Origin of the sequence: Microcystis sp. M109S1, from assembly GCF_020247025.1 — a bacterium.
Lineage (GTDB): Bacteria > Cyanobacteriota > Cyanobacteriia > Cyanobacteriales > Microcystaceae > Microcystis.
This window is the reverse complement of sequence record NZ_JADBRW010000044.1, coordinates 1-9,945: the sequence shown is the minus strand read 5'-3', so window position 1 is coordinate 9,945 and position 9,945 is coordinate 1. Positions and strand designations below refer to the sequence as shown.

13 protein-coding genes are annotated in these 9,945 nt (G+C 41.8%); 8 read left to right on the top strand and 5 right to left on the bottom strand.

Annotation, left to right across the window (positions count from 1 at the left end; all coding sequences use genetic code 11):
• The first annotated feature begins 567 nt into the window (after positions 1-567).
• From IM322_RS01805 to IM322_RS01785, 5 genes are all read left to right on the top strand, one after another.
• On the top strand, positions 568-798 hold the full coding sequence (locus tag IM322_RS01805) for a type II toxin-antitoxin system CcdA family antitoxin (protein WP_061433385.1): 231 nt from the start codon (positions 568-570) through the stop codon (positions 796-798).
• Positions 799-1,010: 212 nt separating this feature from the next.
• A complete protein-coding gene (locus IM322_RS01800) occupies positions 1,011-2,777 on the top strand; it encodes an N-6 DNA methylase (RefSeq protein WP_002762205.1) in 1,767 nt (588 codons plus the stop codon).
• The gene (locus IM322_RS01795) at positions 2,774-3,496 is read left to right on the top strand and encodes a restriction endonuclease subunit S (RefSeq protein ID WP_002762203.1); all 723 of its coding nucleotides are present in this window, start codon (positions 2,774-2,776) and stop codon (positions 3,494-3,496) included. The genes IM322_RS01800 and IM322_RS01795 overlap by 4 nt, the downstream gene beginning before the upstream one ends.
• A gap of 228 nt (positions 3,497-3,724) precedes the next feature.
• Positions 3,725-4,042, top strand: a complete 318-nt coding sequence (locus IM322_RS01790; RefSeq protein ID WP_004158885.1) for a hypothetical protein — start codon at positions 3,725-3,727, stop codon at positions 4,040-4,042.
• Positions 4,039-6,951 carry a CHAT domain-containing protein gene (locus IM322_RS01785; protein WP_287673016.1) on the top strand — a complete coding sequence of 971 codons (2,913 nt, stop codon included), beginning with the start codon at positions 4,039-4,041 and terminating at the stop codon, positions 6,949-6,951. Before IM322_RS01790 ends, IM322_RS01785 begins: the two co-directional genes overlap by 4 nt.
• Positions 6,952-7,039: 88 nt before the next feature.
• Here IM322_RS01785 and IM322_RS01780 read toward each other — a convergent pair whose 3' ends face one another.
• The 3 genes from IM322_RS01780 to IM322_RS01770 are packed head-to-tail and all read right to left on the bottom strand — an operon-like array spanning position 7,040 to position 7,673.
• Entirely contained in the window at positions 7,040-7,192 is a 153-nt protein-coding gene (locus IM322_RS01780; RefSeq protein ID WP_155119115.1) for a hypothetical protein, read from the bottom strand.
• 5 nt (positions 7,193-7,197) lie between these two features.
• Positions 7,198-7,488, bottom strand: a complete 291-nt coding sequence (locus IM322_RS01775) for a type II toxin-antitoxin system RelE/ParE family toxin (protein ID WP_002744303.1) — start codon at positions 7,486-7,488, stop codon at positions 7,198-7,200.
• Positions 7,485-7,673: a hypothetical protein gene (locus tag IM322_RS01770; protein WP_002762197.1), complete on the bottom strand. Its 189-nt coding sequence runs from the start codon at positions 7,671-7,673 to the stop codon at positions 7,485-7,487. The genes IM322_RS01775 and IM322_RS01770 overlap by 4 nt, the downstream gene beginning before the upstream one ends.
• A gap of 281 nt (positions 7,674-7,954) precedes the next feature.
• Here IM322_RS01770 and IM322_RS01765 point away from each other — a divergent pair, with 281 nt between their 5' ends.
• The 3 genes from IM322_RS01765 to IM322_RS01755 are packed head-to-tail and all read left to right on the top strand — an operon-like array spanning position 7,955 to position 8,655.
• Entirely contained in the window at positions 7,955-8,203 is a 249-nt protein-coding gene (locus IM322_RS01765) for a DUF433 domain-containing protein (protein WP_287673014.1), read from the top strand.
• Positions 8,204-8,248: 45 nt separating this feature from the next.
• Entirely contained in the window at positions 8,249-8,473 is a 225-nt protein-coding gene (locus tag IM322_RS01760; RefSeq protein WP_002770935.1) for a type II toxin-antitoxin system HicB family antitoxin, read from the top strand.
• A complete protein-coding gene (locus IM322_RS01755; RefSeq protein WP_002735013.1) occupies positions 8,470-8,655 on the top strand; it encodes a type II toxin-antitoxin system HicA family toxin in 186 nt (61 codons plus the stop codon). Before IM322_RS01760 ends, IM322_RS01755 begins: the two co-directional genes overlap by 4 nt.
• Before the next feature lie 320 nt (positions 8,656-8,975).
• Here IM322_RS01755 and IM322_RS01750 read toward each other — a convergent pair whose 3' ends face one another.
• Positions 8,976-9,608 (bottom strand): DUF3782 domain-containing protein, encoded by a 633-nt coding sequence (locus IM322_RS01750; protein WP_287673012.1) that lies wholly within the window; start codon positions 9,606-9,608, stop codon positions 8,976-8,978.
• Between the two features lie 148 nt (positions 9,609-9,756).
• Complete coding sequence (locus IM322_RS01745; protein WP_287713082.1) at positions 9,757-9,891, bottom strand: hypothetical protein; 135 nt, start codon at positions 9,889-9,891, stop codon at positions 9,757-9,759.
• Positions 9,892-9,945 lie beyond the last annotated feature (54 nt).

The window sequence follows — 9,945 nt, the reverse complement described above, 5'->3', positions numbered from 1 at the left end:
GCTGAATCCTGCCTCTACTAGCAAAGCTAATTTTGGTCTTACAGCTTCATGTCTAGTCCGACTACACCTACAAGGCAAGCACTCTTAGGGACTACTCCCCAAGCGTAAATTCGGGTATGCCCTACCCTATTTAATTTTTTTTATCTCCCACCTATGCCGTACTTTTTTTGATTAGAGCAGTGAGGTATTGGGGCAACCCGAAATGGGTTGGTGACACTAGCTTTTGTCCAACGGTCAGTTCGCGTGTCACGACTACACATCTGATTTTCCGCTTACCAATCAGTTTAACACAAAGCCGTCCTAAAAGGGCGAGGCTTTAAACCCAATTTTTCGGTAAAGATAAAAAAAGCTAAACTGCAAGTATAGTCATGGTTTCGGCCTTGGCTTCCCCTCTCGGCATCCACAGGAAACTATGGTAGGCTTGATTATGCTGACGAAATCAGGGAAAGGGCAATGGCTAGGGAGAAGATGTAAGATTTGTCCAAATCGGATTACCATAGATAAACTCTTGGATAAGAATCCTCGACTGACGGGTAGAATGATAGATAGCAATCATTAATAGAGCTTATGAACGAAAATGCTACACCGACTCAGCGCACGGCCGAGAAAGTTGAAATCGCTATTCACCTTGACTCGGAAGTTTTAGAACAGATTAAACACCTGACTAACGATCCTAGTCGCATTATCGAAACAGCGATTAAACAGTGGCTAAGAGGGGAAAGGGAACCGGATGAGGACTTAACCCGCCATCTTCGACGCAATCCTCCCGTACCCCCCAAAGGGGAATGGAATGACTAAGATTTTTCAGTCTCTAATAGGTTATTTCCCGACGGAGAGACTGAAATATTTTCTTAGATCAACCATTGATAGTAATTGAGATTTTTTCCCCAACTAAGCTAGTCAATAGTAGTATTGCCTGTAACAGCAACGCAACGGTTTAAGCTATTTACCTACTGCTCTGGTTTGCAGTAGGCTTAGTTATCGTGTAACCCATAGGTGTATAGATTATTATGCCGTTGAATAAACAGGCTATCTTAGATGACATTTTTCGCAAAGCACCACCGTTGAACTCTGAGGACGACTGTGCTGAGAATGTTGTTATTCCTTTCATAATGAGGCTTGGTTACGACAGGAACCAGATACGTCGAAAAGTCTCAATCACTGGAACTTCAGGACATAGATTTAGAAAGCAAGCTGATATCGTTGTTTATATTGGGGAACGTCCGGCTCTTGTGGTTGAAACCAAGCGTATTCAGCATCGATTGAGCGAGGAGGATGTTAACCAAGCGCTTTCCTATGCTCAACTTCTTGAACCATCTACACCAATTGCAGTTCTGACTAATGGACGTGATTGGGAGATTTATTATTTGGATAGAGACGATATTGGCGGATTAGAATCCGTTCCTGAACCGCAAGAGCTTGAAAGCACAATACTTACTGTCTCTAGCAATGTAGTTCAATTGGAAAAGCGACAAGCTGCTGAGCGACTTTTAGTAACTATTGAAAATAAAGGTGACTTAGAAATAGCATTTAGGGAATGTCGAAAAGAGTTAGCTAAAGAAGGACTCATTGCCGAGTCTGCATTTGATGAGCTAACTAAAATTCTCACTTGTAAGTTTAACGAAGAGAAAAGAGATGCTGAAGGCCTTGCACCCAATCGCTTTACATCTTCCTGGCTTCTTGGCAGTGGACCTCTAGCTGCTTTACAGCAAATGTTTACTGACGCAAAACAGACTTTTAATGTATTCCCTACGGGAACTCAAATTCAAATTAGAAGCAACGAAACTGTTGAAAAAATTGTTCGTGAATTAGAGCCTTTTGGTCTTTATGGTTTTAAGACACCACTTGGCTTGGCTGGAGCAGGAGGAGATGTAGTTGGTTCTGTTTATGAAGCCTTTCTTACTGGAACACTCCGAGGGGACTTAGGACAGTATTTAACCCCAAGACAATTAGTTGAGTTCATGGTTGAGATAGCTGATATAAAAATTGGAGAAAAAGTCCTTGATTTATCATGCGGAAGTGGTGGCTTTCTTATTAGAGCGTTTATTAATGTCCGCAAAAAAATTCGATTTCTTGATTCTAGCCAAGATGAAAAAGATCATTTAGTTAGTAATCTTGTCACGAATAATCTATGGGGAATTGAGATAAATCCTCGGTTAGCCACTTTATGTCGAATAAATATGATTTTACATGGTGATGGCTATGAACATATTTATACAGGAGATTCAATTAGAGAAGATGTTTTTGGGAATACAGATGGACGCAGAACTGATTTTTTAAATATTGAGCAAAATAACGCAGCAATGTTTGATGTAATTCTCATTAATCCCCCGTTCAATATACCCTATGAAGATTCTGCTACTTTAAACCGGTATTATCTAGGACGAGGTAAAGCTGCTCAAGGTTCAGACTATTTGGTTCTTGAGAGAGCAATTCGACTATTAAAGCCTGAAACTGGACGTTTGCTAGTTATTTTGCCCCATGGTGTTGCCAGCGGAGTTTCCGAGACTGAAGTTCGCAACTTTGTGAAATCTCGTACACATATTCATGGTTGTATAAGCTTACCTGTCGGATCATTTAAGCCGTTTGGGGGGTCTAATGCTAGAACCTGTGTTTTGTATCTCAAGAAGACTACTGGAGACAATAAAAAGCGTTTTTTAGCACAAGCAGAACACGTTGGCTATGACATTACCTCAAAATATTATAGAGAAACTGATCTCAATGATTTACCTGTTATCGCGGAAGCCTATCATAGAGTAAAACTAGAACTGCAATGACTATCGAGTTAATTAAACCAGACCCTTTAATATTAACAATCACTGAAGAATCAGCCCGTAGTATCGATACAGTTGATGCTGGTGCAGCTTATACACAATATTTGCATGAGCAAATAGGTGAGTTTGAACAGCAGCCTTTAGGAAACTTTGTAGATGTTGTATCAAGAAGCGTTAATCCACGCTCTAGTAGATATGCTGGTCAAATATTTGAATATATAGATTTACGAGAAGTAGATGATATTTATGGCTATATATTAACTCTTAAACTTAATCAAGGAAATGAGATTGGAAGTACAAAACATCGCTTTCAAAAGAATGACATTCTCTTCGCCAAGATCATGCCCAGCTTGGCCAACAAAAAGATTGCGCTAGTAACTCAAGATGTAACTAACGCAGTAGCTTCAACTGAATTTATTGTTTTGCGAAAAAAATCACAAGCCGAGATTAATCTTTATTACCTTTTTCGGGCTTTACGTTCTGATCATTTTACCCGACAAGCGACAGCAAACGTTACTGGTGCAACAGGGCGACAGAGAATTAGCCCGTCTAGATTACTAGAATTACAAATAATTGTTCCCCCAGAAGAGATTCAAACACAAATTGGAGATGCTGTCGAACAAGAGTTTACGCTAAGGACATTGGCGGCAGAACAATCAAAGAAAGCTGATGACTTAGCTCAGCTTGTACTTGGTAATCTAACTCTTAGAACCGACAGCTAGAAAGCGCGGAAGGTAGGTTGGGTTGACGACTGTTACCCAACACCCCATCCAATAACCAGGCAAAATCATTTATAATTATTTGATAATAGGACATTGGTTGGGTTTCGTGCTAAATTCGTTGAGTATAGGCTAGATATCAGGACAAGCAAAAGGGGGAATAGATAATCAGTTTTTAATAAACGGATTTAGCATCATTTTGCTTGGGTACTTACAGGAGGAACAAAACTGATGCAGATAGAAATTCAAGGAGCCGATGCTATCAAAGTTGCTCAGGATATCCTAGAGATGGAAGGGGTGCAAGGCAGCTACGAAGTTATCTCTGAAGTGGAGAGAGAGGGAACCCTTGCCACCATCGCCACCATCATCGGCATTATTAGCGGAACAATCGCCATCGCCGAGAAATTGTACCAATTAAAGCGAAAAATTGACTCTCCTGAAACCCCGAAGATCGAACGGGTGTTGATTGTGAGCAAAAACGGCGATCGCCTGCTGCTCAAAGATGCTACCCTAGAGCAACTACAAAAACTCTTGGAACAAGAAAAATGAAGATACTGCATATTGATCTTCAGGAGAGCGGTAGCAATAGCGTTGAGTTCCGATTTTTCTGGGATAACCCTAACCAAACCCGTACCTACACAAGATTCCTGAGTGAAATAGACAACCTAAGTGAAAAGGCTGACACCGATTACTATACCCGTTTACCGAAAGATCACGCCACAACAGGACAAGGTTTATACCGATGGTTAGATGGTACGGAGCGCATCCTCCAGAGCGAATTAGATAGCCACCGGGGAGAGAAAATAGTTCTGGCTATCAGCACCAGCAAAGGATTAGTCCATCTACCCTGGGAATTATTACACGATGGTCAGGGTTTTCTGGTGTCTAAGCTTCCCGCTATTGTTCCTATGCGGTGGATGAAAACCGGTAATGAAAGGCTGTTAACTGTGGACAACAACCCGCAGGATCGAGCCTTAAATGTGGTTTTCATGGCAAGTTCTGCTAAGGGTGTCGAGCCTATACTAGACTTTGAGGCAGAAGAAGGGAAGATCCTGAAGGCGACTAGAGGAAAACCCCTATCTTTAACCGTTGAAGAGAGCGGCTGTATTAAGGAATTGGGCGAATTGATAGCCAGTCAAGATAGGGAATATTTCGATGTTATCCACTTGAGCGGACACGCCACCATCAAGGATCAGAAACCCTATTTTATTACTGAGACGGAATACGGAGATAGGCAAGATACCAGCGCCGAAGATATTGCCAGAGAATTACAGTTTAATTTACCTAAGCTTTTGTTTTTATCAGGGTGTCGGACAGGCTACTCCGATGGTGATGGGAGCCTTTCGATGGCCGAGAAGTTATTAAAAAATGGGGCTAAAACCGTTTTGGGGTGGGGTCAACCCGTCAGGGATCAGGAAGCTGCTGACACGGCGGCCATCCTCTACGAAAAGCTTTCTCAAGGCTTTACTTTAAGCGAGTCGTTAGCTTTTGCCTATCAGAAATTATTAGGAAATCAGGCGAGGGATTGGCATTGTTTACGCCTCTATGTGAGGGGAAGTATCCCAGAAGCTTTGGTAAGGAGAGGACAGAAAAAACCTTTACCTCCCGTATCCTTTGTTGACAAATTTGTGGACCCAGAAACGAAATATTTGCGGGTAGCCACACGGGAAACTTTTATCGGTCGCCGCCGTGATCTTCAGTATTGCTTGCAAGTGCTGAAAAAACCTTTTGATAATCCTAAAGCAATTCGTAAGGCTGGCGTTTTCCTGCAAGGTTTTGGTGGTAACGGGAAAAGTACCCTCGCCGCTCGGTTGTGCGATCGCCTGCCAGACTATACTAAGCTTGTCTGGTGGCGACAAATTGATCAAACTAGCTTAGTTAATACCCTAGCTAAAAAATTAGACCGTTCACAACGTCAAATCCTTCTGGATTCTAATGAGGAGCTAGACTATCGCTTAAGGGATGTTTTTGGTCAGTTAAACCAACCTTTTCTACTTATTCTTGATGATTTCGAGTGGAACTTAGAATGCCCTTCATCCAGCGATGACTATATCCTTAAAGCAGGGGTAGCTCCCCTATTACAAGCTCTAGTTTGGGCGATACAGGAAACTAATTACTATCATCGCCTGATTATTACCTCGCGCTATACCTTCAATTCCCCTCTATTAGAGGAATTTTATCATCTCAAGTCTTTGCCCTCTTTCAAATACAAAGAGTCCGATTTAGAAAAGAAACTGCGGCGGTTAGAGCATTTTAGTTCGGGTAAGATTGATAAAAACTATATAGAAAGAGCTTTAACCCTTGCTGATGGCAACCCCCGTCTCTTGGAATGGCTCAATAATGAGGTTTTAAGTGCAGGGAATATAGATACAAAGTTGCGGTCATTTGAGAATGAAACTGATGTTACTTGGCGCGATAAGATAGTCTGGCGGTTAGAAGAAAAACCTCAACTTTTGACGGATGAAGCTCTTGAAAAAGTGGTCAGTAATTGCCTAATCTATGAAATTCCTGTCCCTTTGGTTGCTTTAGAAGCGGTTTGTCAATCTGTTCCTAACTATCAGAAAAAAATAAAACAGGGACAGGATAAAGGCTTGATCGAGGTAATCCACAATGAAGATAGAGAAACCCTCTACCGCGCCTCCCACATCAAACATATTAACCCCCATATCGAGCTTCCTAAAGATGCAAGTAAGCTTTCTGATTTAGCGGGAACAGCAGCCAAGGCTTTAACCGAACTTTGGGGGAATAAAGAGAACAGAAATGAGGAAAGATGGGCAGAGATTTTCCGTCTAGCTTTTGCAGAGACAGAAAACCCCGATCGCTTCCGAGAACAATTCGATAAGATGATCTCAGTGCAATACAACAGAGATGCTGATCGCGCCTACGAAAAAGAACTGAGAAAATCAAGGGAATATCTTACAGAAAACCAAGGGCAAATCTATCAAAAATTAGAGGAGTACCTAGAGCAACAGGATTGGAAAAAAGCCGACTACGAAACTGCTTTCATTATGTACCAGTGGATGGTCATAGAAAATTATGAAGGCTTCGATGATCTTTTTAAAAAGGTATCCCTAGACGTGATCGATGAGATTGACCGTCTCTGGATGGACTACAGCGAAGAGAAATTTGGCATCAAGGGACAGGCGAAAATTTACCGTGACCTTGTTGGTGGGACAGGAGAATATAACGATGAAATATGGGATCGTTTTGGCGATCTCGTAGGTTGGAAACAAGGAGAACGATGGTTTAATTTGGGCAATATGGAAGTAGCATATCGTACTCCAGAAACCCATGATTATCACCTTCCCAAACTAATGTACATCAGAGTGGGTTTGTGGTGGGTGAGTAAGGTGCAGGAAGAGGATGGATGGAGGTGGGGGTATATGTGGGATGGGTGGTGGTGGGAGGGGTTGGTATCTCTTCTCCCGCGTCAAGACTTAAAGGACTGTAGCATATAAGGTTACAAGATTTTGTGAACAATTATTAACGAGTAATTTTCCACGAAGCCATGCGGGTTCTGGGTTTTCGATACCTGTCACCGAGGGGTCAGCCACTCGCCCGATGTTTTTGTAGTATGGTTCCTACTAGAAAGTTATGGGTGAGAAAATCTTTGTGTTCTTTGTGCCTTTGTGGTTCTTTCTTGCGCTTTTTGGTAATCTTCACTGCTGCCAGTAATTTACTCCCCCAATGGTCTTGCATTATCGTTAGTCCTGTGGATTTTCAATGTTTCGGGCAGCATGAAGTACCGCAATAACATCGATTTGCTCAGGCTTGATATAATAAATTATGCGATAAGAACCCTCGATAACTTCTCGGATCTGCTCAGTTTCAAACTCCGGAACAAGACGACCCGAAAAGGGAAAATTAGCGATCTGTTCTGAGCGTCTAGTCAATCTTTCCACCAGTCTTTGAGCATATTGAGGGGAGTTTTGTGATATGTAGTTGTAGATGGATGATAAATGATTAACTGCGGTTTCTGTCCAGAAAACTTTCATGGCTCTAGCTTGAACTTAGTGCGTACCTCTGCAACAGAAATAACCTTTTCCGCCTCACTATCGGCTAATCCTGCTTCAATTGCCTGTCTCACATAAATCTCATACATCAAATCATCCCATGTAGAATTATCCGGCAATTTATCGATTAAATTTCTGGCTTTTTGTTTAATGTTTTTTATTTCCATGATGGTTTCCAAAATGACTCCTGACAGTTTACATTATAGCAAGATAGGCTCCTAGAGATGGTGTATTCTAAAACCACCGCTAACGCTCAGAATATCCAAAAAGGCTTTTCCCTCTCGATGTCCTCAACGAAACCTCAACCCGTGATTGGTGTTAGTTGGTGGATAAATGCTGTATATTTACTCTCGTCGCCGCTTAATTCACACGCAGCGGCGCAGAAACTTGCTCAACATTCATTGCTGTATGTAACAATATAGGAGGAGTTTATCTCAGGAGTTCCACGGTGATTAAAGAGTTAGACCGTATTACTGTTAATCCACAAATATGTCTTGGACAGCCAACGATTCGAGGAATGCGTATCACTGTAGGATTTGTTCTGAAACTGTTGGCTAGTCAGTTATCTATTCAGGAAATCTTAGAGGCTTATCCAGAGTTTGAGGGGGAAGATACTCGTCAGGCTCTTAATTATGCAGCTTGGGCTGTATCCGATTATATCGTTAGCTTCACTTCAGCAGCCGTAACGCACCGCTAACTTTAATGATGGTGGGTTATATAATTTAAAATTTTGAGGTAAATCATGCAACTAAAACTAACAAAAATATTCCAGAAAGTTCCCGAAGGCTATATTGGTTTTGTCGAAGAATTGCCAGGAGCTAATACTCAAGGAGAGACTCTAGAAGAAACTAGAAGCAATTTAGAAGAAGCAATTGAGCTAGTTTTAGAAGCTAATCGTATGTTAGCTGAAGAGCAACTGCAAGGACAAGAAGTGATTCGAGAGTCTGTTACTTTCTGGGCTGCATGAAACGTATAAACTTAATTCGTCATTTAGAAGCTTATGGCTGTGAATTCTTAAGAGAAGGCGGCAATCATACGATTTATGTAAATCGTGTCAATCAGAAATCTTCAGCCATTCCGCGCCATCGTGAAATCAATGAATTCTTGACGCGGAAAATTTGTCGAGATTTACAAATACCAGAACCGTGAGTGCGACTCCTGTTAAGCTGCTGTAGAGTGTAGGCTGCGTGTTTGCGGTTACTAATTTGGATAATAAAATAAGACTAACAATCCGCCGTAACGCACCAATTCTATTACTATTAATTAAACATAATAAATTAAATTTAATTTACCTGTGTATCATCCCATGTATAATTATCCGGCAATTTATCGATTAAATTTCTGGCTTTTTGTTTAATGTTTTTTATTTCCATAATGGTTTCCCAAATGACTCCTGACAGTTTACATTATCAACTATTCATTATTAACTAAAAGGGCGATCGCAAAATTACGCCTTCTTAAAAAAGAGATTAAACACCTGAAGCAAAACCCAAAGGTTGAAACTGAGCATCATTGATAATTTTAACCGTTTCCCCCGACTGCTTAATCACAAACAAACCGCGACGATAGGCATAGACATCTATCCCCTGATCAATTTCAATACCTGCCACTGCCCCATAAACCCGAAACTCTCGAAATTGAGGGAAAGCAACCTTAAATCGCTGTAATCGGCTGACAAAATCATCTACATCATCCCTCGACAGTCGAGATTTACATTCCACAGCCACCAACTCGCTCCCATTAACCGCCACAATATCAATCTCCATTGCCGCCCCAGGACGCTTACTTTTCAAGCGACTCATCGTTTGGGTGACATCAATGCCCCGTTCCTGAAATAAACGCACAACCGCAGGCTCTACCATTTCTTCTATAAAAAGACACAAAGGAGTGGTTAAGCTATTGACCGCTTTGGTCGTTTCTTGTACCTGTTTTTTTAATTCTTCCATCGTGCGATTAGCTTCGGCACTGCGGCGATCAGCTTCGGCACTGCGGTGATCGGCTTCGGCACTGCGGCGATCAGCTTCCTTTTGAAACTCAGCAAATTGGGCCTCAGTTCTTTCAAATAACTTGTAAATATCGGCGATCGTTACAGCGTCTGACATAGGAAGATTCTTCAAGATTGAGAAGTCTAGTCCCATTCTAGCGACTTGGCAGAGAAGAAATGTCCCTAGCTTCTCATCCGTGTTTTTTCAATCAATTATTGACTATCAACTAATCAGCGATCGCAGTTCAAGGGGAAGGGGTCAAAGGTCAAAAGGCGATCGCATTTTTGAATGGATAATGGACAATTGACAATGGTTGACATCCTCGCCGCCGTAAAACGGACGGCGATTCCTCACCACGCCACTTTTTTAGGGTGGTCGCTGAACGGGGTTGACGCTTCACAGGAAGGATACTGCTACTTTAGCGGTAGTCTTATGCCTTCCGACCCGTCCATTT